The 21,817-nt window shown below is 71.8% G+C and carries 20 protein-coding genes; 9 read left to right on the plus strand and 11 right to left on the minus strand.

Going from position 1 to position 21,817, the window contains the following annotated elements; all coding sequences use genetic code 11:
- Positions 1-5: 5 nt before the first annotated feature.
- From tsaD to ACFFGY_RS12020, 3 genes are read left to right on the plus strand one after another with little or no spacing between them, the layout of a single operon-like run.
- A complete protein-coding gene (gene tsaD, locus ACFFGY_RS12010) occupies positions 6-1,271 on the plus strand; it encodes a tRNA (adenosine(37)-N6)-threonylcarbamoyltransferase complex transferase subunit TsaD (RefSeq protein WP_377044736.1) in 1,266 nt (421 codons plus the stop codon).
- Positions 1,268-2,107, plus strand: coding sequence for a 23S rRNA (adenine(2030)-N(6))-methyltransferase RlmJ (locus ACFFGY_RS12015; RefSeq protein WP_377044737.1), 840 nt, complete (start codon positions 1,268-1,270; stop codon positions 2,105-2,107). Before tsaD ends, ACFFGY_RS12015 begins: the two co-directional genes overlap by 4 nt.
- 13 nt (positions 2,108-2,120) lie before the next feature.
- Complete coding sequence (locus ACFFGY_RS12020; protein ID WP_377044738.1) at positions 2,121-3,116, plus strand: NAD(P)H-dependent glycerol-3-phosphate dehydrogenase; 996 nt, start codon at positions 2,121-2,123, stop codon at positions 3,114-3,116.
- On the opposite strand, the gene ACFFGY_RS12025 is transcribed toward ACFFGY_RS12020, so the two are convergent.
- The 5 genes from ACFFGY_RS12025 to ccmA form a co-directional block, all read right to left on the minus strand.
- Entirely contained in the window at positions 3,061-4,866 is a 1,806-nt protein-coding gene (locus ACFFGY_RS12025; RefSeq protein ID WP_377044739.1) for an alginate lyase family protein, read from the minus strand. The genes ACFFGY_RS12020 and ACFFGY_RS12025 overlap by 56 nt on opposite strands.
- A 44-nt stretch (positions 4,867-4,910) precedes the next feature.
- Positions 4,911-5,327, minus strand: coding sequence for a hypothetical protein (locus tag ACFFGY_RS12030; protein WP_377044740.1), 417 nt, complete (start codon positions 5,325-5,327; stop codon positions 4,911-4,913).
- Between the two features lie 211 nt (positions 5,328-5,538).
- Positions 5,539-6,105, minus strand: coding sequence for a histidine phosphatase family protein (locus ACFFGY_RS12035; protein WP_377044741.1), 567 nt, complete (start codon positions 6,103-6,105; stop codon positions 5,539-5,541).
- Between the two features lie 18 nt (positions 6,106-6,123).
- Complete coding sequence (ccmB, locus tag ACFFGY_RS12040; protein ID WP_377044742.1) at positions 6,124-6,783, minus strand: heme exporter protein CcmB; 660 nt, start codon at positions 6,781-6,783, stop codon at positions 6,124-6,126.
- Positions 6,784-6,793: 10 nt separating this feature from the next.
- A complete protein-coding gene (gene ccmA, locus ACFFGY_RS12045) occupies positions 6,794-7,405 on the minus strand; it encodes a heme ABC exporter ATP-binding protein CcmA (protein ID WP_377044743.1) in 612 nt (203 codons plus the stop codon).
- A gap of 71 nt (positions 7,406-7,476) precedes the next feature.
- Between ccmA and acnA the strand changes: the two genes are divergently transcribed.
- The 4 genes from acnA to ACFFGY_RS12065 all read left to right on the plus strand — a co-directional run bounded on the left by acnA (position 7,477) and on the right by ACFFGY_RS12065 (position 13,148).
- The gene (acnA, locus tag ACFFGY_RS12050; RefSeq protein WP_377044744.1) at positions 7,477-10,188 is read left to right on the plus strand and encodes an aconitate hydratase AcnA; all 2,712 of its coding nucleotides are present in this window, start codon (positions 7,477-7,479) and stop codon (positions 10,186-10,188) included.
- A 151-nt stretch (positions 10,189-10,339) separates the two neighbouring features.
- The gene (locus ACFFGY_RS12055) at positions 10,340-11,239 is read left to right on the plus strand and encodes a diacylglycerol/lipid kinase family protein (protein ID WP_377044745.1); all 900 of its coding nucleotides are present in this window, start codon (positions 10,340-10,342) and stop codon (positions 11,237-11,239) included.
- Positions 11,236-12,012, plus strand: a complete 777-nt coding sequence (locus ACFFGY_RS12060) for a metallophosphoesterase family protein (protein ID WP_377044746.1) — start codon at positions 11,236-11,238, stop codon at positions 12,010-12,012. Before ACFFGY_RS12055 ends, ACFFGY_RS12060 begins: the two co-directional genes overlap by 4 nt.
- Before the next feature lie 122 nt (positions 12,013-12,134).
- Entirely contained in the window at positions 12,135-13,148 is a 1,014-nt protein-coding gene (locus tag ACFFGY_RS12065; protein WP_377044747.1) for a Hint domain-containing protein, read from the plus strand.
- A 154-nt stretch (positions 13,149-13,302) separates the two neighbouring features.
- Here ACFFGY_RS12065 and ACFFGY_RS12070 read toward each other — a convergent pair whose 3' ends face one another.
- From ACFFGY_RS12070 to ACFFGY_RS12085, 4 genes are all read right to left on the minus strand, one after another.
- Positions 13,303-14,439, minus strand: coding sequence for an enolase C-terminal domain-like protein (locus ACFFGY_RS12070; protein ID WP_377044748.1), 1,137 nt, complete (start codon positions 14,437-14,439; stop codon positions 13,303-13,305).
- A 118-nt stretch (positions 14,440-14,557) separates the two neighbouring features.
- A complete protein-coding gene (locus ACFFGY_RS12075; protein ID WP_377044749.1) occupies positions 14,558-15,370 on the minus strand; it encodes an amino acid ABC transporter ATP-binding protein in 813 nt (270 codons plus the stop codon).
- Positions 15,370-16,035, minus strand: a complete 666-nt coding sequence (locus tag ACFFGY_RS12080; RefSeq protein ID WP_377044750.1) for an amino acid ABC transporter permease — start codon at positions 16,033-16,035, stop codon at positions 15,370-15,372. The genes ACFFGY_RS12075 and ACFFGY_RS12080 overlap by 1 nt, the downstream gene beginning before the upstream one ends.
- A gap of 32 nt (positions 16,036-16,067) precedes the next feature.
- The gene (locus ACFFGY_RS12085) at positions 16,068-16,952 is read right to left on the minus strand and encodes a transporter substrate-binding domain-containing protein (RefSeq protein WP_377044751.1); all 885 of its coding nucleotides are present in this window, start codon (positions 16,950-16,952) and stop codon (positions 16,068-16,070) included.
- Positions 16,953-17,328: 376 nt separating this feature from the next.
- Between ACFFGY_RS12085 and ACFFGY_RS12090 the strand changes: the two genes are divergently transcribed.
- Both ACFFGY_RS12090 and ACFFGY_RS12095 read left to right on the plus strand, forming a co-directional pair.
- Positions 17,329-20,382: a helicase-related protein gene (locus tag ACFFGY_RS12090; RefSeq protein WP_377044752.1), complete on the plus strand. Its 3,054-nt coding sequence runs from the start codon at positions 17,329-17,331 to the stop codon at positions 20,380-20,382.
- A gap of 3 nt (positions 20,383-20,385) precedes the next feature.
- Positions 20,386-20,694 (plus strand): RNA-binding S4 domain-containing protein, encoded by a 309-nt coding sequence (locus ACFFGY_RS12095; protein WP_377044753.1) that lies wholly within the window; start codon positions 20,386-20,388, stop codon positions 20,692-20,694.
- A 43-nt stretch (positions 20,695-20,737) separates the two neighbouring features.
- Here the strand turns inward: ACFFGY_RS12095 and ACFFGY_RS12100 are convergent, their stop codons facing one another.
- On the minus strand, positions 20,738-21,307 hold the full coding sequence (locus ACFFGY_RS12100) for a TetR/AcrR family transcriptional regulator (protein WP_377044754.1): 570 nt from the start codon (positions 21,305-21,307) through the stop codon (positions 20,738-20,740).
- A gap of 4 nt (positions 21,308-21,311) precedes the next feature.
- Positions 21,312-21,776: a nuclear transport factor 2 family protein gene (locus ACFFGY_RS12105; protein ID WP_377044755.1), complete on the minus strand. Its 465-nt coding sequence runs from the start codon at positions 21,774-21,776 to the stop codon at positions 21,312-21,314.
- Positions 21,777-21,817 lie beyond the last annotated feature (41 nt).

Here is a 21,817-nt window from a genome sequence, read left to right on the forward strand (position 1 = left end):
CAGTCATGCAGAATGTCACACTTGGGGCGGCATCCGTCGTGACCAGCCATGCCTTCAACACGCCCCTCGCTGGTCCGGTGCTGGGCCTGGAAAGCAGCTGCGACGAAACGGCCGCCGCGGTGCTGTCGCCCGACGGGCGGGTGCTGGGCGAAACCCTCCTGAGCCAGACCGCCGAGCACGCGCGCTTCGGCGGCGTGGTGCCCGAGGTCGCGGCGCGATCCCACCTGCGCCACATGCCGGCGCTGGCGGCCGAGGCGCTGCGGCAGGCGGGCCTGCGCGCGAACGACCTCGGCGCGGTGGCCGCGACCTCCGGCCCCGGGCTGATCGGCGGGCTGATCGTGGGGGCCAGCTTCGGCAAGGGCCTGGCACTGGCGAACGATCTCCCTTTCGTGGCGGTGAACCACCTGGAAGCCCATGCGCTGACGCCGCGCCTGCCGGGCCTGCTGCCCGAGGCACCCGCTTTTCCCTACCTGCTGCTGCTGCTCTCGGGCGGGCACTGCCAGTGCGTCGCGGTGGAAGGGCTGGGCCGCTACCGCCGTCTCGGCACCACGCTGGACGACGCGGTGGGCGAGGCCTTTGACAAATCCGCCAAGCTGCTGGGCCTGCCCTGGCCCGGCGGCCCGCACCTCGAGCGTCTGGCGCGCGAGGGCGACCCGAAGCGCATCCCCCTGCCCCGCCCGCTGCTGGGGCGCGAGGGCTGCGACTTTTCCTTCTCGGGCCTCAAGACCGCGGTGTCGCAGGCGGTGGGGCGCCTGACCGACGAGGCGGGCAAGGCCGACATCGCCGCGTCCTTCCAGGCCAGCGTGGCCGCGGTGATGGCCGACCGCGCCCGCCACGCGCTGCGCATGATGGGTACGGAGATCGTGGGTGGGAAGATGAGCGCCCGCGCCACGGCGGAGGCTGCCGCCGCAAAGGGCGCGACGCGCGGCGCCACGGCGCTGGTGGTGTCGGGTGGCGTCGCCGCCAACAGCGCCATCCGCGAGGCCCTGGCCACAGTCGCCGCGCAGCACGGCCTGCCGCTGATCGCGCCGCCGATCCGGCTTTGCACCGACAACGCGGTGATGGTGGCCTGGGCCGGGATCGAGCGCCTGCGCGCGGGCCTCGCCGACAGCGTGGAACACGCGCCGCGCCCGCGCTGGCCCTTGTCGGAGATGACCGGCGTCGAAGTGGCCGGCATCGGGGTGGCTGACGGCAGCACGGCCGCGTCCGGCACGGTGGCGACGGGGATGGCTGGCGCGGCGGCCGCGGGCGTGGCAGGGCGCCCCGCATGAACTACCGCCACGCCTTTCATGCCGGAAACTTCGCCGACTGCGTGAAGCACGCGCTGCTGCACCACATCCTCGTGGCGCTGGCGCGCAAGCCGGCGCCCTTTCGCGTGCTGGACACCCATGCCGGGATCGGCCGCTATGACCTGCGTGCCGCGGAAGCCGAGCGGACCGGCGAATGGCAGAACGGCATCGGCCGGCTGGCGGAAGTCCGGGACGGCGCCCTCGCCCCCTGGCTCGACGCCGTGCGCGCGCTGGGCTGGCCGCCCGCCTATCCCGGCAGCCCGGCGCTGGCGCAGCACCTGCTGCGCCCGGACGACGCGCTCGTCCTCTGCGAGCTGCATCCCGAGGACCAGGCCACGCTGCGCACCAACATGGGGCGCGACCGGCGCGTGGCCGTCCATGCCCGCGACGGCTGGGAAGCGGCCCGGGCGCTAACGCCTTTTCCCGAGAAGCGCGGCCTCATCCTCTATGACCCGCCTTTCGAGCGCGAGGGCGAGTTCGACCGCCTGGCCGACAGCATCGCCGCCGTGTCCGCCCGCTTCCGCGGCGTGGTGCAGGCGGCCTGGTACCCGGTGAAGCACCGCGCCCCGGTGCGCGCCTTCCACGACCGGCTGCGCGAGAATGGGCCGCGCGACGCCGTGGCCTGCGAGCTCTGGCTGCGCGAGCCCACCGACCCGACGCGGCTGAACGGCTGCGGCCTGGTGGTGGTGAACGGTCCCTGGATGCCCGAAGGCGGCTTCGAGCACTGCGCCGGCGCCATCCTGGCTGCGCTGCTGTCGCATCTCGCCACCGGCGAGCCCGGTGCCGGCATCGCGGTCACCCGGCTGACCGACGAATAAGGAGGCGCGGCCCATGAAATCCGCTGCCGATCCGGCCCCGCGCCGCCTCGCCGTGATCGGCGCCGGCGCCTGGGGCACGGCCCTGGCCCTCCAGGCTCTGCGTGCCGGCAACGACGTCGCGCTCTGGGTCCGCACCGCCGAGGGGGCCGCGCGGCTGCAAGGCGAGAACCGGAACCCGCGCCTGCCCGGCGCGGCGCTGACCGGCCTGCGGATCACCCACGCCGCGGAGGACGCGCTGGCGGGCGCGACGATCGCCGTGCTGGCGGTGCCGCTGCAGCACCTGCGCGCGACACTGGGCGCGCTGCCGCCGCTGCCGCCCGCCGTGCTGGTCAGCAAGGGTGTCGAGACCGGCACGTTGTGCCTGCCGATCGAGGTGCTGCGCGCACGGGCGCCCACCCTGCCCGCCGCGGTGCTGTCGGGGCCGAACTTCGCGCACGAGGTCGCGGCCGGCCTGCCCGCCGCGGCGGTGGTGGCGAGCGACGACGCGGGCCTGCGGGCCGAGGCCTGCGAACGCCTCGGCACCGGGGCCTTCCGGCTCTACCCGGGCAGCGACCCGACCGGCGTGCAGCTTTGCGGCGCCGCCAAGAACGTGGTGGCGATTGCCGCCGGCGCCGCCATGGGCGCGGGCCTGGGCGAGAATGCCCGCGCCGCGCTGGTGTCGCGCGCCCTGGCCGAGATCGCCCGGCTGGTAGCGGCGCTGGGCGGCCGGGTGGAAACCGCCTCGGGCCTGTCGGGCCTTGGCGACCTGCTGCTGACCTGCACCGGCACCAGCAGTCGTAACTTCCGCCTCGGCCACGCCCTGGGGCAGGGCTCGACCCCCGCCGAGGCGCTCGCCGCCAGCAGCGGCGTGGCCGAAGGCGCCGCCACCGCCCCGGCCCTCGTGGCGCGCGCCCGGGCGGCGGGCGTCGAGCTGCCGGTCTGCGAGGCGGTGGTGGCGGTGCTGGCCGGCGCCCTCAGCGTGCCGGCGGCGGTGACGCGGCTGCTGGAGCGTCCGCGGCGGGAGGAGTAGCGCCCGGGGCCGGCGCGACCGCGGCGCCCACGGGCGGAACGTCGCTTCCCGGGGCCGCCTGGCTCACGGAGGCGGTTGGCGACGGGGACCTCCCACCGGCCGCGTCGGTCGCGGTGGTCGGCGGCTGGGCAGCACCTTCCCCGCGAACGCCGCCGGTCGGAACAGCCGGGATCGCGGGGGATGCAGCGGGTGGCACCGTCGCGGCCGCCGACGGCACTGCCGGGGTCGGGTTCGCCGGTGCCATGGCTGGAGCAGCGGGTGCCAGGGACGGCGTCGGCGCCGACGGAGCCGGGACCGGAGAGGCCTGGGCCGCGTCGGGAGCCGGAACAGCGGCCGGGGCGGGCGGCGGCGAGGCGGCGGCTGACGGCGCAGCGGGAACCGGCGCGGCCGGCGTCGATGCGTGCCCCGCCTCGCTGGGCGGTCCGACCGGTGCGGCGGGGGACGGCACGGCGGCCGGCATGCCTGCCGGTGGTGCCATCGTGGCACCGTCCGGGACCTGCGGAGTCACGGGCACCACTGCGCCGCCCGGAACCTGCGGCGCGGTGGGCGCCACCTTGGCACCGCCTGGAACCTGCGGCGTGCCGGGCGGCGTCGCGGCCACCGTTGCAGCCCCCCCGCGCCGGGGCGACCAGAGGCCCGTGACCAGCCCGCCCAGCCAGCGCTCCCGGTAAGGCCGGAAGGGCTGCAGCGCCGCGTCCAGCTCCGCCTGCGGCGCGGCCTGCGCCCTCAGGTCGAGACCGGCACCGGCGGTGAGCGGCGGCTTGCCGTCCAGCCAGAAATCCTTCTGGGTTGCATGCGCGAGCTCGTTGATGCGCTTCGGGTCCTGCGCCGCGGCCAGGGTGAAGCGGGTCAGCCGCTCCAGCGCCGCCGTCTCGGCCGGGGTGAGAGCGATGTTGTTGGCAGCCGCCAGCCGCTCCAGCGCCGCGATCGGCTGCAGGGCAAACAGGTGGTAGTGCAGCGCCAGCGGGCCGCGCGCGAGCTCCTGCGGCAGGGCGCCCTCCGGCGTGACCTGCGCCAGCTGCGCGCGCAGCCGCGCGACGCCCCAGTCCAGCAATTCCCGGTCGCCGCCGGCGATGCCGGCCACCGCCACCGCCAGCCCGGCCCAGGCGGACTGGTTGTTGCGCGCGTCGCTGATCGCAGCCCGGCTTTCGCGGTCGTAGTCGGGGCGGATCAGCGCCGCGACCTCCTTCATCCAGCGCCCGACGCGCCCGGCGGCCGTTTGGTCCAGCCCCTCGGCATCGCGGATCTGCAGGAAGGCGATGCCCGCACCGGCCAGCGCCCAGATGCGGTGGTAGGAACCCTGCCAGTTCACCGCCCCCGCCAGCGCCCCGGCCTTGGCCCAGCTGTCCAGCAGCGTCAGCGCGCAGGCGGCGGCGCCACGCTCCCCGGTGCGACGGCGGTCCACCGCCGCCTGGATCGCGTCGAGCCAGAGGTCGAATTTCTTCTGGATTTCCCGGTCGGCTTCGAGGCGCTTCGCGTCGGGGCGCGAGAACTTCGGGTCGGCGTAGAAGCTGACGCCCTCGATGAAGCGCTGCGGCTCGGGCGCCGTCGGACAGGCCGTGGCGGGGTGCGAGATGTTGGGCAGCGGCGCGAAGGGCGCCCGCAGCGCGTCCGGCACCTTGGCGACGGCGAAGCCCGGCAGCGCCAGCAGGAGCAGCGCCGGCAACACCGCGCGCGCGGCGGCCCGCAGGCCGGTCCCGCCAGGGCCGAAGACCGCGATGGTCCGCACGTCCTGCTTCACCCTCTGCATCGCCCCGCAGGCCCGTGCCTGCGCGCGCTGCCGATCCCGTAGTTTCAAGCCTCCCCCCCGAACAGGGGAAGCGCCGCCTGGTCTTCCTTCAGCCGGCGCGGGCGGTCCCGCTCGGCGCGCAAGCGGAGAAGCTCGTTCAGCAGCCGGTCCATGGTGACCCAGATCGGCTCGTCGCCCTTGCGCTCCGTCATCACCAGCCGGTGCGCGTCCAGCGTGACGTTGAGCGTGCCGCGCGTAGTTTCGGGGCGCGGCATGCGCATCTGCACCAGCGCCTTCTCGATCTCCTCGACCGGAACCTCCATCGCCTTGGCGATGGCCTCCGGCTCGTGGCCCTGGCGGCGTAGCTGGCGCGCCCGGTCGCGCTGCTTGGGTCCCAGCGCGATGCTGGGACGGAGCGCCTGGGTCCGGCGGGAAATCTCGCCCGCGCCGGCACCGGGCGCCTTGCCCTTGAAACTCGGCATGACCTGTTTCTCCTGAGGTCCCGGAATGAACCGGGTGGCGCGCCGATTCAAGCCCGAGCTTGCGACGCCGTGCGCATCGTCTTGCGCAGGCGGGCGGATGGACGCGGCGGGCAGGCGCCGCCTAGCCCCGGCCTACTCGGCGCCCCCGTCCCAGCCCCCCCGTGTCAGCCCCGTCTCGGTCCCCGTGTCGCCCCCTCGTCAGCCCCCGTTGTCAGCCCAGGGGCCGCCAGCCTTCCAGCACACGCCAGCTGGCCGGGTCGAAGCGGAACAGGTTGCCCTGGGCCGGCTGGTCGTGCCGGCGGGAAATCGGCTCTCCCAGCAGATGGCAAAGGAGCAGCGTGCCCACCCCGCCATGCGACACCAGCGCGAGGTCGCCGCGGCCGCCGTGCCCCTGCAGGATGTCCCGCACCGCCACCACCACACGCGCCTGCGCATCCACCGCGCGTTCCCAGCCGCGGATGCTCCGCTCCGGCTCGGCGAAGAAACGGTCGGCCAGGGCCTCGAACTCGGCCTTCGGCAGGTAGCCGGTGGCGGAGCGGTCGTTCTCGCCCAGCCCGGCATGCACCGAGAGGCCGATCCCCCGCTCGGCCGCCAGGATGCCCGCGGCCTCGATGCTCTTGGCCTCGGTGCTGCTCCAGATGGCTTCGACCCCGCGCAGCGCGGGCTCCAGGCTGAAGCGGCGCATCGCCGCGATGCCGGCGGGCGAGAGGCGCCAGCGCGGCACTGGCACGGCCGGGTCGATCACGACCTCTGGATGTGTCACGAAGAAGACCTGCACCGCGCGCAATCCACCCGCTCAGTCCGTCCGCAGCGCCGCACCGGCGGCGAGCGGCGCCAGCGGCAGCGCCAGCACCAGCATCGCCCCCAGCAACAGCAGGTAGGGCCTGGGCGTCAGCGCCGTGGCCCCCGCCTCGATCGCGGCGGCGGCGAAGATCACCACCGGCACCGCCAGCGGCAGCACCAGCACCGGCAGCAGCGCCGTGCCCCGCCGGGCGCCCAGCGTCAGCGCCGCCCCCATGGTGCCCAAGAGCGACAGCACCGCCGAGCCCAGCGCCAGCGCCAGGCAGGCCACCGGCCAGGCGCCGGGCGGCAGGCTCAGCATCGCGGCCGCGAGCGGCGTCGCCACCACCAGCGGCAGGCCCGTGGTGATCCAGTGCGCCACTGCCTTGGCCAGCGCCAGCGTCGCCGGCCCGAGCCCCGAAAGCAGCAGCAGGTCCAGCGAGCCGTCCTCGGCCTCCGCGCCCCACAACCGGTCGAGCGGCAGGATCGCCGCCAGCAGCCCCGAGGCCACCAGCGCGCCCGGCGCCAGCCGCGCCAGCAGCTCCGGCCCCGGACCCACGCCGAAGGGAAACAGCGAGCACACCACCAGGAAGAACAGCATCGCCGCCAGCGCATCGCCCGGGTGGCGCACCGCCAGGGTCAGCTCGCGCCCCAGCACGGCGGTCCAGCTTCTCATGCCGTCTTCCTCACAGCGTCACCTCGCGCATGTCGGTGACCGGCAGCGGCAGGTGCGTCGCCGCCACGATCATCCCGCCCGCCGCGCGGTGCCGCGCCAGCACCGGCCCGAGCCGCGCCACCGAGGCGGCATCCAGCCCCACCGTCGGCTCATCGAGCAGCCAGAGCGGCGCCTGCCCCAGCACGAGCCGCGACAGCGCCAGCCGCCGCCGCTGGCCCGAGGAGAGCGAGCGCGCCGGCTGGTCCGCGATGGCGTTCAACGCCATGGCGTCCAGCGCCTGCTGCACCTCGCCACCTAACAGCCGGGCAAGAAAGCGGAGGTTCTCGCGCACCGTCAGCGACGGCTTGGCGGCGTCGAGATGGCCGACCCAGCGCAGCCGCTGCCCGTGTTCGGCCAAGTCCTCGCGGATGTCCGCACCGTTCCAGCACACCCTTCCCGAGGTCGGGCGCAGCAAGCCGGCAAGTGCCCGAAGCAGCGTTGACTTGCCCGCGCCATTGCGACCGAGAAGCATTATCGCCTCGCCGGGCATGATTTCCAAGCCGAGCCCTGCGACAACATCATGGCCGCCCCGGCGCAACACCAGTTCCTCGGCCCTTAACACTGCGCCACTTCCTTTCTGCACTCTGGACCCATCCCGGCCGCCATGCTTCAAGCCGGGGGATTTCACAACACACCGCAAGGGATTTCGTCGCGATGCGCATGATCGGGCAGGACACCCTGAAGACCCGCCGGACCCTGACGGTCGACGGCAAGGAATTCCATTACTTCTCCATCCCCGAAGCGGCCAAGGCGCTGGGCACCGACTTCGCCCGCCTGCCCAACAGCCTGAAGGTGCTGCTGGAGAACGTGCTGCGCTTCGAGGACGGCCGCGCCTACACCGTGGACGACGCCAAGGCCTTCACCGGCTGGCTCGAGGCCGCGCACAGCGAGCGCGAGGTGCCCTTCCGCCCCGCCCGCATCCTGATGCAGGACTTCACCGGCGTGCCGGCGGTGGTGGACCTCGCCGCCATGCGCGACGGCATCGTGGCGCTGGGCGGTGAGCCCAAGCGCGTGAACCCGCTGGTTCCCGTGGACCTCGTGATCGACCACTCCGTGATGGTGGACGTGTCCGGCGAGGCCGACGCGCTCGAGAAGAACGTCGCCATCGAGTACCAGCGCAACGGCGAGCGCTACGAGTTCCTCCGCTGGGGCCAGTCGGCCTTCGACAACTTCCGCGTGGTGCCCCCGGGCGCCGGCATCTGCCACCAGGTGAACTTGGAGCACCTGGCGCAGGTGGTCTGGACCCGCACCGAGGTGGGCGAGACCTACGCCTATCCCGATAGCTGCTACGGCACCGACAGCCACACCACCATGGTCAACGGCCTGGGCGTGCTGGGCTGGGGCGTGGGCGGCATCGAGGCCGAGGCCGCGATGCTGGGCCAGCCGATCGCCATGCTGATCCCCGACGTGATCGGCTTCCGCCTGACCGGCAAGCTCAAGGAAGGCGTGACCGCCACCGACTTGGTGCTGACCGTGACCCAGATGCTCCGCAAGAAGGGCGTGGTCGGCAAGTTCGTGGAGTTCTTCGGCCAGGGCCTCGACCAGCTGCCGCTGGCCGACCGTGCCACCATCGGCAACATGGCCCCGGAATACGGCGCCACCTGCGGCTTCTTCCCCGTCGACAGCATCACGCTGGAATACCTGCGCCTGTCGGGCCGCGAGGAGAACCGCATCAAGCTGGTGGAGGACTACTCCAAGGCCCAGGGCCTGTGGCGCGACACCAACACCGCCGACCCGGTCTTCACCGACACCCTCGAACTCGACCTCGCGACCGTCGTGCCCTCGCTCGCCGGTCCGAAGCGCCCGCAGGACCGCGTGGTGCTGAACGACGCCGCCAACGCCTTCACCCGTGACCTGCCGGCGCTGGCCGGCACCACGGTGGCGCCCGACACCACCAAGCGCTTCGCGGTGGCCAACGCCAACCACGACCTGGGCCATGGCGACGTGGTGATCGCGGCGATCACGTCCTGCACCAACACCTCCAACCCCTACGTGCTGGTGGCCGCTGGCCTGGTGGCCCGCAAGGCGCACGCCAAGGGCCTGCGTCCGAAGCCCTGGGTGAAGACCTCGCTGGCCCCCGGGTCGCAGGTGGTGACCGACTACCTGAACCGCGCCGGCCTGCAGGCGGACCTGGACGCCATCGGCTTCCAGACGGTGGGCTACGGCTGCACCACCTGCATCGGCAACTCCGGCCCGATCAGCGACGAGATCGCGGAGTCGATCGAGGCCAACAAGCTGGTCGCGGTCTCGGTGCTGTCGGGCAACCGCAACTTCGAGGGGCGCATCCACCCCAACGTCCGCGCCAACTACCTGGCCTCGCCGCCGCTGGTGGTGGCCTACTCGCTGCTCGGCACGATCACCCAGGACATCACCACCGCCTCGCTCGGCAAGGGCAATGACGGCCAGGACGTGTACCTGAAGGACATCTGGCCGACCCAGGCCGAGATCAACGAGATCGTCGCCTCCTCGCTCGACCGCGACATGTTCCAGAGCCGCTACGCCCACGTCTTCGAGGGCACCAAGCAGTGGCAGGACATCCGCGTCGACACCGGCAGCGAGACCTTCCGCTGGAACTCCGGCTCCACCTACGTGCAGAACCCGCCCTACTTCGAGGGCATGACGATGGAGCCCGAGACCCGCGGCGGCATCGAGGGCGCGCGCGTGCTGGCGAAGCTGGGCGACAGCATCACCACCGACCACATCTCGCCCGCTGGCTCGATCAAGAAGAGCGCGCCGGCCGGCGAATACCTGACCGAGCACCAGGTCCGTCAGGCCGACTTCAACAGCTACGGCGCCCGCCGCGGCAACCACGAGGTCATGATGCGGGGCACCTTCGCCAACACCCGCATCAAGAACGAGATGGTGCCGGGCATCGAGGGCGGCATCACCAAGCACCTGCCTTCGGGCGACGTGATGCCGATCTACGATGCTGCGATGCGCTACAAGGCCGAGGGCGTGCCGCTGGTGATCTTCGGCGGCAAGGAATACGGCACCGGGTCCTCCCGTGACTGGGCGGCCAAGGGCACCTTCCTGCTGGGCGTCAAGGCCGTGATCTGCGAGAGCTTCGAGCGCATCCACCGCTCCAACCTCGTGGGCATGGGCGTGCTGCCGCTGATGTTCAAGAACGGCGAGACGCGCGAGTCCCTGGGCCTCACGGGTGAGGAAACCGTGGACATCCTGGGTCTCGACGACATCAAGCCGCGCATGGACCTGACGCTGGTGATCCACCGCCCCGACGGCACCGAGCACCGCACCACGCTGCTGTGCCGCGTCGATACGGCCGACGAGGTCGAGTACTACCGCCAGGGCGGCATCCTGCACTACGTGCTGCGCTCCATGGCCAGCACCACCCAGCAGGCGGCCTGATCCGCAGCTGACCCCTTCCGGGACGCGGTTCGCCGCGCCCCGGAGGGCCCTCCCCGCCCAGCGCCCGACGTCCGGGCGGGCGCGGGCCCGGTTCCGGCAACTGGCCGGACCGACGACGCGTTGCCGACCCGGCTTCTTCCGGGACACCAGCATGCAGCGCGCGGTACTCGTCATGAACAACAAGGCCGGAACGCTGCAGCGGCAGCCCGACCTGCGCGGCCGCATCGAAGAGATCCTGCGGCGCGACTTCGACCTCCAGGTCATCGGGGATGAGGACGGTGCCGAGATGGGCACGCGACTCGACCGCGCCGTGGCCTCGGACGCACCGGTCATCATCGTGGGCGGCGGCGACGGCACCGTGCACGGCGCCGCCCGCCGCATCGCCGGCACCGACCGCATCCTGGCGGTGGTGCCGCTCGGCACGCTGAACCTCCTCGCCCGCGACCTGGGCATGCCGCTCGATCCGGCCGAGGCCGCCGCGGCGCTGCGCACCGCCCAGACGCAGAACATCGACCTGGGCGAGGTGAACGGCGTGGTGTTCACCTGCCAGGCGGTGCTGGGCCTGCCCAACCGCTTCGCCCGCTTCCGTCAGGCCAATCGTCGGAAGTCGGGCTTCGTCGCGCGGCTGAAGCCGATCCTGGGCACGCTGCGCGGCATGGCGCGGCCGCCGATGCGGCTGCAGATCTCGATGCCGGGCAGCCCCATGCGCGAGGTCCGCGCCGCGGCGCTGTCGGTGGTGAACAACCCCTACGAGGAAGCGGTCGGCAGCCTGTTCCGCCGGCCGCAGCTCGACCTGGGATACCTCGCTGTTTACCGCCCCCGGCGCTTCGGGGTGCTTTGGGGAGTTTTCATGATCCTGGCGATGGTGTTCGGCTCCTGGCGGCGGGCGGACGAGGTGGAACACTTCCGCACCGAAACCCTCACGGTGAATGCCCGGCGGCCGCACATGCGGGTGGCCGTGGATGGGGAACTCCAGGTGCTCGACCTCCCTCTGCGCTTCAGCGTGCGGCCCGGGGCGCTGCGGGTCCTGCGGCCGGAGAACCCGGCATGAGGCGCATCGACCAGATTTCCGACCTCCATTTCGGCCGCACCGATGACGTGGTGGTGGCCAGCCTGGTGGACCGGCTGAACGAAGACCCCGCCGACCTCATTGCGGTGACGGGCGACCTGACGATGCGGGCGAGGCGACGGGAATACGCGGCCGCCATGGAGTTCCTTCGCGCCCTCAAGGCTCCGTGGATCGCGATCCCGGGCAACCACGACATCACCGCCTACTGGCCCTGGGAGCGGTTCCTCGACCCCTACGGCCGCTTCCGCCACTTCGTGTCGCCGGAAATCGAGCCCGGCTGGATCGACGACGAGGTCGCGGTGCTGAGCCTGAACACCGTCAGCCGGGGCGGACTGCGCCGCAACTGGTCGGACGGCTCCGTTCATCGCGCCGGGCTGATCCGGCTGCTGCGCAAGCTGCGGACCGTGCCGCCTGACAGGACGCGAATCGTCCTGGCGCACCACCCCTTCCTGGCGCCGCCGACTCTGCCCACGGCCACACTTGCGCGTCATTCCGGGCGTGCATTGAGGCTTCTTGCGCGCGCAAACGTGACAGCAATCCTTACAGGACACCTGCATCGAACGTATACTTCGCCTTACACGATTTTGAATTCTTCTAAATTTCTACCTTTGGTTGTTTCTTGCGGCTCGTCTACTTCGACGAGGTTGCGAGAAGAAAATAACAGTTACAACCGCCTGTACGTAGAGCAGCGCAGCATTTTTTTAGAAAACTGTCGCTGGAGCGGCAGGTGCTGGATTACTGAGCGTGGGTTCTAAGCACGGGCGATAATTCTCATCCCCTGTGCGAAACATGTCTCTGGCGTCTCATTTCCTGGCCACCCGCTCCATTTTGATCCTCGTCGCACTGCGCCGGGGCAACAGAGCGGGAAGGCGAAACAATGGCGATCAGCTTCGATCCGGGCACTCTCTACGTCGGCACCTCGGGCGGTGACCTGAAGGAAGGCACCGACCGCGACGACGCGCTGCTCGGCCTGGCCGGCAACGACGTCCTGTTCGGCAAGGGCGGTGACGACGTCATCGACGGCGGTTCGGGCAACGATACCCTGTACGGCGGCACGGGCAACAACCTGCTGTACGGCGGCGCCGGCGACGACGTGATCTACGCCGACGCGAACAGCAACAACATCATCGTTGGCGGCGAGGGTTACGACACCGCCGTGTTCCAGGGCTCGGCCAGCGACTACACGGTCAACGGCATCGGCGACAACAGCTACACCGTCGTCAACAACACCACCCACTACTCGAGCTTCCTGCAGGAAATCGAGGCGATCAGCTTCCAGTCCACGACGCCGCTGCCCTGCTACGTCACGGGCACGATGATCGAGACGCGCCGCGGCGCCGTCGCGGTCGAGAACCTGCGCGCCGGCGACGAGGTCCGCGTGGTGTCCGGCCGCCAGGGTGAGTGGGCGCCGGTGAGCTGGATCGGCTTCCGTCAGGTCGACCTGCTCCGTCACCCCCGCGCCGAGGCGGTGCAGCCGGTTCGCGTCCTGGCCGGTGCGCTGGGCAACAACCTGCCGGTGCGTGACCTGGTGATGTCGCCCGACCACTGCCTGCTGATCGATGGCCTGCTGATCCCCGTGCAGCACCTGGTGAACGGCCAGACCATCGTGCAGGAGCGCGCCCGCGCCGCCGTGACCTACTGGCACGTCGAGCTGCCGCAGCACGACGCCATCCTGGCCGAGGGCGTTGCCGCCGAGAGCTACCTCGACACCGGCAACCGCGCGTCCTTCGCCAACGGCGGCGCCGCGATGACCATGTACGCCGACTTCGCCCAGGACGACGGCCGCGCCACGGCCGAGCGTCTGGTGCCCCGCCTGACCGCGGCTGACATGCCCCGCGTCGCGGCGATCCGCGCCAGCCTCGTCCCGGCGGCGGTGGCCCTGGCGGCCTGAGGAAACACACCGGCGCGGGATCACCCGCGCCGGCAAGGAAAAGGGGCGGCTTCCTTGCGGGAGCCGCCCCTTTTTTCATCCGGTGGCCCATGCCCCGGCAATGATCCCGGTGCGGCAGGGGCGCACCCCTACCCGCCGGCGCAACCCGCTCCCGTCAGCCGGCCTCGGCCAGGATCCGCGCCCCGGCGCGCACCGAGGCCTCGCTCACCCGGATGCCCAGGCCTGGCCCATCCGGCACCACCACCGCGCCGTCGCGGTTGGTGACGCGCTCTTCCAGCACATCCTCGGTCAGCACGTGGTGGGGCATGTAGAACTCGCAGCCCAGCGAGATCCCCGGCGTCGCCGCGATCATCTGCGTGCCCGCCGCCAGGGCGATGCCGCCCTCCCACAAGGTCCCGCCGTAGCCCGGCAGCCCGGCCGTGTCGGCGATCGCCATCATCGCTTGCGCCCGCAGCATCCCGCCGCACTTCATCAACTTGACCGAGATCGCGTCCGCCGCCTGTCGGCGCACGACCTCCAGCAGGTCGGTGGCGTCGAAGCAGCTCTCATCCGCCAGGATCGGCGTATCGAGCGCCGCGGCGAAGCCCGCCATGGCGTCGAGGTGGCGCCGCGGCACCGGCTGCTCGATGAAGGTCGGGCGAAAGCGGTCCACGTCGCGCAGCACCGTCATGGCGCCGAAGGGCTCCAGCGCCTGGTTGTAGTCGAGGCGCAGGTCCACCGTGTCGCCGAAGGCATCGCGGATGGCCTCCAGGTGCGCCATGTCCTCGCGGTGCGGCTTCACGCCGGTCTTGACCTTGAACAGCCGGTTGCCGGCCGGAACCATGGCGTGCATCCGCGCGAGGTCGGCCGCGAAGTCCGGATCGGCGATCGAGAAGCTCAGCGGGATGGTGTCGCGCACCCGCCCGCCCAGCAGCTCCGCCACCGAGAGTCCGGAATGCCGGCCGAGCAGGTCGAAGAAGGCCATCTCGGCGCCGGCCTTGGCGTCGGTGTGGCCGACCACGGTGCGGTCCATCCGCGCCAGCAGGTCCCGCACGCGGTTGATCGGCTGCCCCAGGATCACCGGGCGCAGGTACACGTCCAACGCGGCGAAGGCGCCCTCGGCGGTGTCGGTGAAGACTTCCCAGGCCGCGGCCTCGCCCCAGCCCACCAGCCCGCCCGTGGCGGTCAGGCGGATCAGCACGCGCTTGACCGTGCCCTTCACGGCGCCGACGCCCTGGGCGCGCGCCATGCGGATCGGGCTTTCCACCAGGAAGAGCTGCATGCGCTCGACCGTCGGGACGGTGCTGGTCATCTCGTGTGAACTCCTCGTTGTGCCGGCCGCGGCGCCGGCAGGGGCATGGCCCCCTGCCCGCCAGGTTGGCGACCCGCGCGCCCCGTGGGCGACGCCGCCCTGCGGCGGCCGTTCCGCGTTAAACCGCCTGGCGGTGGAAGTGCGACAGGAAGCTGCGCGTCGCGGCTTGCTGCGGGGCGTCGATCACCTGGGCGGGCGGGCCCTCCTCGACCACCACGCCGTCGCGCATGAACACCACGCGGTCGGCCACGTCGCGGGCAAAGGCGATCTCATGCGTCACGATCACCATGGTCATGCCCTCCGCCGCGAGTTGCTGGATCACCGCCAGAACCTCGCCCACCAGCTCGGGGTCCAGCGCCGAGGTCGCCTCGTCGAACAGCATCACCTCCGGCCGCATGGCCAGGGCGCGGGCGATGGCGACCCGCTGCTTCTGCCCGCCCGACAGGCGCGACGGGTACTCGGCCGCGCGATCCTCGAGACCCACGCGGCGCAGCAGGTCGCGCGCCAGCGCCTCGGCCTCGGCGCGCGGGGTGCGGCGGACGGTGCGCGGCCCCTCCATGACGTTTTCCAGCGCCGTCATGTGCGGAAACAGGTTGAACTGCTGGAACACCATGCCGGTATTGGCCCGGAACCGCGCCAGCGAGCGCCGGTCCGGCAGGCGCTGCCCCGCGCCGAAGTCGAAGCCGTCGCCGCCCACCCGCACGCGACCGCCATCGGGCACCACCAGCAGGTTCAGGCAGCGAAGCAGCGTGGACTTGCCCGAGCCGGAAGGGCCCAGCAGCACCACGACCTGGCCCGCGTCGACGCGGAAGTTGATGTCGCGCAGCACGGCGTGGTCGCCGAAGCTCTTGCGCAGCGCTGCGACCTCGATCTTGGGCTGCCCGGGCGGGGCCGCGCGCGGCGTGGCGGGGGGCACCGTGGAACCGCTCATCACGCGTCGCTCCGCCGCAGCCGCGCCTCGATCCGCCCGACCAGCAGCGTCAGCGGAAACAGCACGGCGAAGTAGATCACCGCCACCAGCGAGTAGACCTCCAGCGGCCGGTAGGTGTCGTGCGCCACCGCCTGCCCCTGGTAGAGCAGGTCCGGCACCGCCAGCACGGACACCAACGAGGTGTTCTTGAACTGGATGATCGACTGGTTCATCAGCGCCGGCACCATGCGGCGCACCGCCTGCGGCAGGATGATGCGGCGCATCGCCTGCCCCGGCATCATGCCCAGCGCTTCGGCCGCCTCGCGTTGCCCGGCCTCAATCGAGACGATGCCGCCGCGGATGATCTCGGAATAAAAGGAGCCGCCGTAGAGCGTCAGCGCCAGGGCCGCGGCGGTGGTGGCCGACATCTCCACGCCCAGCAGGATCGGCAGCGCGTAGTAGAACCACACCAGCTGCACCAGCACCGGCGTGCAGCGGAACACCTCGACATAGGCCTGCGCCACCCAGCGCACGACGCGCCAGCGCGACAGGCGCATCAGCCCGGCGAGCAGCCCGACCACGAGGCCCGCCACCACGATCGCCACGGTGAACAGCACCGTGACGCCGAGGCCCTGGAGAAACAGCCAGCGGTAGCCCCAGATGAAGTAGAAGTCCCACTCGTACACGCGCGCACCGTCCCCGCTGGCTTAGTCCGTGGTCAGAGCGTCAGGCCGGACGGGAAGTCGGACTCCTCGACGCCCACCAGCTTCATGTTGTTGACGATCGCCTGCCGCACCACGCCGAGCCCGCGGTTGTAGTCGATCCAGACGTTGACGAAGTCGCGCCACGTCTTGTCGGCCTCGCGCCGGAAGCCGGCGTTGGAGGTCGTCACGAAGGTAGGCTTGGGCGTCACCACGGTGCCGAGGTTGGGCACCTTCTTCATCACGGTCAGCGCCAGGATGATCACCAGGCACTGCGCGTCGGCGCGGCCGGAGCGCAGCGCCATGGTCGCCTCGTCGGCCGAGTTGAAGCGCAGGATCTGCGCGTTGGGGCAGAGCCGCGTCACCGCGCCGTCGTGCGAGGAGCCGCTGTCCACCGCGATGCGGATCTCGGGCTTGTTCAGGTCGCTCCAGCTCTCCGCCGCCAGGCCCTTCTTGGTGATGAAGGAGAAGGCGTTGTTGAACACCGGCACCGAGAAATCCACCGCCAGCGCCCGCTTGGGCGTCGGGTTCAGCCCGAAGAACACGTCGAGCTTGTTGCTCTGCAGGTCCAGCACCGCATTGCCCCAGGTGGTCTCGTTGATCTCGAGCTCGGCCTCGACCTCCTGCGCCAGGGCCTTGCTCAGGTCGATGTAGAAGCCCTTCCATTCCCCGCTGGCGAGGTCCTTGGTGTAGTAGGGCGTGCCGCCCGACACCGCGCCGATGCGCAGCTTGCGGGTACGCTTGATGCGGTCGAAGGTCGTCTCGCCACCGGCCGCGGCAGCCGGGGCGGAAGCCGGCGCCTGGGCGGCGGCCGTGCCGATCAGCCCCGTGCTTAGAACACCGGTTCCCGAGGCCAGCGCGGCGAAGCTGCCGGCCGTGGCCACCATGCGACGTGAGATCATGCTCGGGCTCCTCCAACCGGCGGGCCGCCGCTCCGGTGGAAGCAGGGTCCGCGCCTCGTCCGCAGTGGTGCGAACCATATCGCCGCGCATCTCAGGCCGCGCGAACACGGAGCCGTTATCGGCGCTCCGCCGGGACCTCGCCAATCCCCGGGCGCCAGAAAACAGGCCCGCCCAGGCCAAATCCGGCGGAAAATCGCCCGATCCCGCGGCATCCTGGCGCTCCATAGGGCGTCTTGGGGGATGTTCGGCGCGGCGGCCACGGGGCGGGACGCTGGGGCAGGAACCGCACCATCGCGACCCTCGCGCATCGGCACGGTTGCCAAGCGCTCCCGGCAGCGCCACACACTCCCCTCGAATGAGTTCTCATGACACGCCGATGTTCGAGCACCGGGTCAAGGCCGTGCTCGGCCCGACCAACACGGGCAAGACACATCTCGCGATCACCCGGATGCTGGCGCATTCCTCGGGCATCATCGGCTTCCCGCTGCGCCTGCTGGCGCGCGAGAACTACGACCGCATGGTCGCGGCCAAGGGGGCCCGCTTCGTCGCGCTGATCACCGGCGAGGAAAAGATCCTCCCCCCCGAGGCGCGCTGGTTCTCCTGCACGGTCGAGGCCATGCCGCTCGACCGCAAGGTGGAGTTCGTCGCCGTCGACGAGATCCAGCTCTGCGCCGACCCGGACCGCGGGCACATCTTCACCGACCGCCTCCTCCACGCGCGGGGCATGGTGGAAACCATGTTCCTGGGTGCCGAAACGATCCGCCCGCTGCTGCACCGGCTGGTCCCCAGGGCGGAAATCGACACCCGTCCCCGCCTGAGCCAGCTGACCTACGCCGGCCCGGCCAAGCTGACCCGCCTGCCGTCGCGCTCCGCCGTGGTCGCCTTCTCGGCGGGCGAGGTCTACGCCATCGCCGAGGCCATCCGGCGCCGGCGCGGCGGCTGCGCCGTGGTGATGGGGCGCCTGTCCCCCCGCACCCGCAACGCCCAGGTCGCGCTCTACCAGAACCGCGAGGTCGACTTCCTGGTGGCCACCGACGCGATCGGCATGGGCCTGAACATGGACGTGGACCACGTCGCCTTCGCCTCGCTCACCAAGTTCGACGGCCACCGGGCGCGCGAGCTCAATGCCCAGGAGGCGGCGCAGATCGCCGGCCGCGCCGGGCGCGGCATGCGCGACGGTTCCTTCGGCGTCACCGCCGACTGCCCGCCCTTGTCCGACGAGATCGTGGACAAGATCGAGGGCCACCAGTTCGAGGCGCTGCAAACGCTGGCCTGGCGCAACTCGGCGCTGGACTTCGCCTCGCCCGACGACCTGCTCAACAGCCTGTCGGCCCCGCCGCCCTTTGCCGGCCTCACGCGCGGCAGCGACGCCGACGACTACGTGACGCTCTCGGCGCTCAGCCGCGATCCGGACGTCCGCCGCCTGGCCAACAGCCGCGCCCGCGTGCGCCTGCTTTGGGAGGCCTGCGGCATTCCCGATTTCCGCAAGTTGGCGGACGAGACGCACCAGAGCCTTTGCGCCCGGGTCTTCAAGCATCTGGCCGAGGACGGGCGCCTGCCCGAGGACTGGATCCGCTCCGGCATCCGGAACTGCGACAACATCGAGGGCGACCTGGACACGCTGATGTCCCGGCTCGCCTCCATCCGCGTGTGGAGCTTCATCGCCGCACGCAACGACTGGTTCCGCGACGCTGCCGCCTTGCAGGGTGAAGCACGTTCAGCCGAGGATAAGGTGTCCGACGCGCTGCACGAACGCTTGACGGCGCGCTTCGTGGACCGCAGGGCTGCCCATCTCATGCGCAAACTCGACGAAAACGACGAAGAGCTGATGTCCTCCGTGACCCGCCGCGGCGAGGTCATGGTGGAAGGCCACCCGGTGGGCAAGCTGACGGGCTTCCTGTTCGAGCCGGACACCACGGCCGAAACCTCGGAGGAGGAGCGCAAGGTCGTGCTCCGCGCCGCCCGCCGGGCGCTCCGCGACGAGGTGCCGCGCCGCGTGTCGCAGGTGGAAGCCTCCGCCGACGACGCCTTCGGCCTGACCCCGCTGCAGCGCGTGACCTGGACCATGCCGGGCTCGCCGCCGCCGGGCTCGCCGGGGCACGAGGCCGCCGAGATCGCCCGCCTCAAGGCCGGCCCCTCGCCCGACAAGCCGCTGGTGGAGCCGCTGAACTCCGACCTGCTGGACACCGCCCAGCGCGACCGTATCCGCGCGCGGCTGGCCACTTGGCTCGAGAACACGATCAAGGCCGCGCTGGCGCCGCTGGAGGCCGCCGAGGCCAAGGCGGCCGAGGACTCGGCACTCCGCGGCCACCTGTTCCGCCTGCGCGAGTACCTGGGCCTCCTGCCCGGCGGCACGGAGCGTGAGATCCCGGCGGACCTGCGCGCCAAGCTCAAGACCGTGGGCGTGCGCGCCGGCCGCTTCGCGCTCTACCTGCCCGAGATGCTCAAGCCCAAGCCGATGGCGCTGCGGGCGCAGCTCTGGTCGCTGGCGGCCGAGAGCGCGGTGCCGCCACTGCCCGTGGGCGGCCTCGTCTCGATCACGCCGCCTTCCAACTGGCCCGCGGGCTTCGCGGCGCAGATGGGCTGGGTGCCGGCGGGCGAGGTGCTGATCCGCCTCGACGTGGCGGAGCGCGTGGCGGGCGAGCTCGGCCACCTGGCGCGGCGTGCGCCGGCACTGCTGCCGCACGACGTGGCGAGCCGCCTGGGGCTGAAGTCCGACGCGCTGGCCCCGGCCCTGCAGGCGCTGGGCTTCCGCCTCCTCAACGCCGAGCCGCTGCCCGAAGACATGTTCGGCCCGCCCGCCCCGGTGATGGTGGCGGTGCGGCGCGACGACCACGGCCCGCGCCACCGCCGCCCCGAAGGCCGCGGACGACCCGAGAACCGCGACGGCCACCGCGGCAATAACCGCCGGCCGGAGCGTGGGGGTGGCCAGCGCCCCGCCCCCGGCGAGACTGCACCTCCCGGTGAGGCACCGTCCGCCGAGGGCATCGCCGTGGAAGCCGGCGCCGAGGCACCGGCGGCCGACGAAGCGCGCCGCGACAACCGGCCGCCCCGCCGCGACCGGCCGCAGGGTGAACGCTCCCAGGGGGAACGCAACCAGGGTGACCGTCCCCGCGGAGATCGCCCCCAGGGAGACCGCCATGGCGGGGACCGCCCGCGTGGGGACCGGCCGCAGGGTGATCGACCCCATGGCGACCGGCCCCAGGGCGACCGTCCGCGCGAGGCGCAGGGCGAGCGCGGCAACAGGCCGGGCGGTGACCGCAACAACGACCGCGGCGGCTTCCGCGGCCCGCCGCGCGGCGATCGCCGCGACGACCGGCGCGACAATCGGGAGCTCCGCCCCTTCAGCAGCAGCGGCCCGCAGCGCGGCCCCGGCCCCGATCCGGACAGCCCCTTCGCGGTGCTGCAGAAGCTCAAGCTCGGCAAGTAAGGCTTGAGCGGCGAGGACGCAGCACCGCCAGGGGGCCACGGGCCGCACCAGCGGCTCGACTGGTGGCTCTGGTGCGCGCGGGTGGCCAAGACCCGCGCCGCCTGCGCCCGGCTGGTGGAAGAGGGTGCGGTCCGTCTCAATCGCCAGCCCACCGACAAGCCGCACGCGCGGCTGCGGGCGGGTGACGTGCTGACCCTGGCGATCGGCGGGGCGGAGCGCGGCAGCATCCGCGTCTGGCGGGTGCTGGCGCTGGCGGAACGCCGCGGCCCAGCGCCGGAAGCCCGCACCCTCTACGAGGAACTGGCGGACTGAGGGCGCACCCGGCTGACCGGGCAAGGCAAGCCTCGCGCAGCCATCAGGCTGGGCTGCCGGCCCGCAGCCTCCCTCGCATCCGCATCACCGCGCGTTCGAACACCGCCGGCTCATTCAGGGCGCGTGCCAGCACGATGGCGCCCTGGAGGCCCGTCACGACCTCCTCGGAAAGCGCCAGCGCCGCGGCCGCGTCGAGACCCCGGCGCTGCAGTGCACCGGTCAGTGCGCCGATCCAGCGCGCGAAGTAGCGGCTGACGGCGGCGGCGAAGCGGTCACGCCCCTCGCCCAGCGCCAGCGTCCCCATGAGGCAGACGCGCCGGCCAGACCTGAAATAGCCGGACACCGCGTCGAACATGGCGTCGATGGCCTGGTCCGGACTGTCGTCGCTCAGCAGCGGCGCGAAGATGCGGGCCTCGAACCAGCCATCGATCTCGGCGAGCACGGCCGACACCATCTCGTCCTTCCCGCCCGGGAAGAAGTGGTAGAGGCTGCCCCTGCCCAGCCCCGTCGCCTTGCCGAGCAGGGCCAGGGTGGCACCTTCGTAGCCATGCTCACGAAACACCTCCGTGAGCGGTGCCAGCGTGTCCTCCCGCTCGGCGACCAGGCGCGGCACGCGGCTACAGGCCCAGCTCGCTCAGGCCGGGATGATCGTCCGGACGGCGGCCGAGCGGCCAGTGGAACTTGCGGTCCTCTGTTCTGATCGGAAGGTCGTTGATCGAGGCGTGGCGGTGCGACATCAGCCCGGCCCCATCGAACTTCCAGTTCTCGTTGCCGTAGGAGCGAAACCACTGACCGCTATCGTCGTGCCACTCGTAGGCGAAGCGCACGGCGATGCGGTTGCCGTCATGCGCCCAGACCTCCTTGATCAGCCGGTAGTCCAGTTCCCGCCGCCACTTGCGCGCCAGGAAGGCGGTGATCTCCTCCCGTCCCGTGATGAACTCGGCGCGGTTTCTCCAGCAGCTGTCCTCCGTATAGGCCAGCGACACCCGTTCGGGATCGCGGCTGTTCCAGGCGTCTTCGGCCAGACGTGCCTTCTGGGCTGCCGTCTCAGGGCTGAAGGGCGGAAAAGGAGGACGGGACATGGATCGATCCTTTACCATTCGGTCTTGGCTGTACCGAACGG

This window comes from Roseomonas elaeocarpi (assembly GCF_042433915.1).
GTDB classification, from domain to species: domain Bacteria; phylum Pseudomonadota; class Alphaproteobacteria; order Acetobacterales; family Acetobacteraceae; genus Roseomonas; species Roseomonas elaeocarpi.

What these genes read in the sequence shown, in the direction of transcription:
- ACFFGY_RS12075 (WP_377044749.1), bottom strand. Translation starts at nt 15,370, where the DNA reads ATGAGCGGTTCCACGGTGCCCCCCGCCACGCCGCGCGCGGCCCCGCCC.
- ACFFGY_RS12085 (WP_377044751.1), bottom strand. Translation starts at nt 16,952, where the DNA reads ATGATCTCACGTCGCATGGTGGCCACGGCCGGCAGCTTCGCCGCGCTG.
- ACFFGY_RS12025 (WP_377044739.1), bottom strand. Translation starts at nt 4,866, where the DNA reads ATGCAGAGGGTGAAGCAGGACGTGCGGACCATCGCGGTCTTCGGCCCT.
- ACFFGY_RS12070 (WP_377044748.1), bottom strand. Translation starts at nt 14,439, where the DNA reads ATGACCAGCACCGTCCCGACGGTCGAGCGCATGCAGCTCTTCCTGGTG.
- ACFFGY_RS12015 (WP_377044737.1), top strand. Translation starts at nt 1,268, where the DNA reads ATGAACTACCGCCACGCCTTTCATGCCGGAAACTTCGCCGACTGCGTG.
- ACFFGY_RS12055 (WP_377044745.1), top strand. Translation starts at nt 10,340, where the DNA reads ATGCAGCGCGCGGTACTCGTCATGAACAACAAGGCCGGAACGCTGCAG.
- tsaD (WP_377044736.1), top strand. Translation starts at nt 6, where the DNA reads ATGCAGAATGTCACACTTGGGGCGGCATCCGTCGTGACCAGCCATGCC.
- ACFFGY_RS12090 (WP_377044752.1), top strand. Translation starts at nt 17,329, where the DNA reads ATGTTCGAGCACCGGGTCAAGGCCGTGCTCGGCCCGACCAACACGGGC.
- ACFFGY_RS12020 (WP_377044738.1), top strand. Translation starts at nt 2,121, where the DNA reads ATGAAATCCGCTGCCGATCCGGCCCCGCGCCGCCTCGCCGTGATCGGC.
- acnA (WP_377044744.1), top strand. Translation starts at nt 7,477, where the DNA reads ATGCGCATGATCGGGCAGGACACCCTGAAGACCCGCCGGACCCTGACG.
- ACFFGY_RS12105 (WP_377044755.1), bottom strand. Translation starts at nt 21,776, where the DNA reads ATGTCCCGTCCTCCTTTTCCGCCCTTCAGCCCTGAGACGGCAGCCCAG.
- ACFFGY_RS12060 (WP_377044746.1), top strand. Translation starts at nt 11,236, where the DNA reads ATGAGGCGCATCGACCAGATTTCCGACCTCCATTTCGGCCGCACCGAT.
- ACFFGY_RS12065 (WP_377044747.1), top strand. Translation starts at nt 12,135, where the DNA reads ATGGCGATCAGCTTCGATCCGGGCACTCTCTACGTCGGCACCTCGGGC.
- ccmB (WP_377044742.1), bottom strand. Translation starts at nt 6,783, where the DNA reads ATGAGAAGCTGGACCGCCGTGCTGGGGCGCGAGCTGACCCTGGCGGTG.
- ACFFGY_RS12030 (WP_377044740.1), bottom strand. Translation starts at nt 5,327, where the DNA reads ATGCCGAGTTTCAAGGGCAAGGCGCCCGGTGCCGGCGCGGGCGAGATT.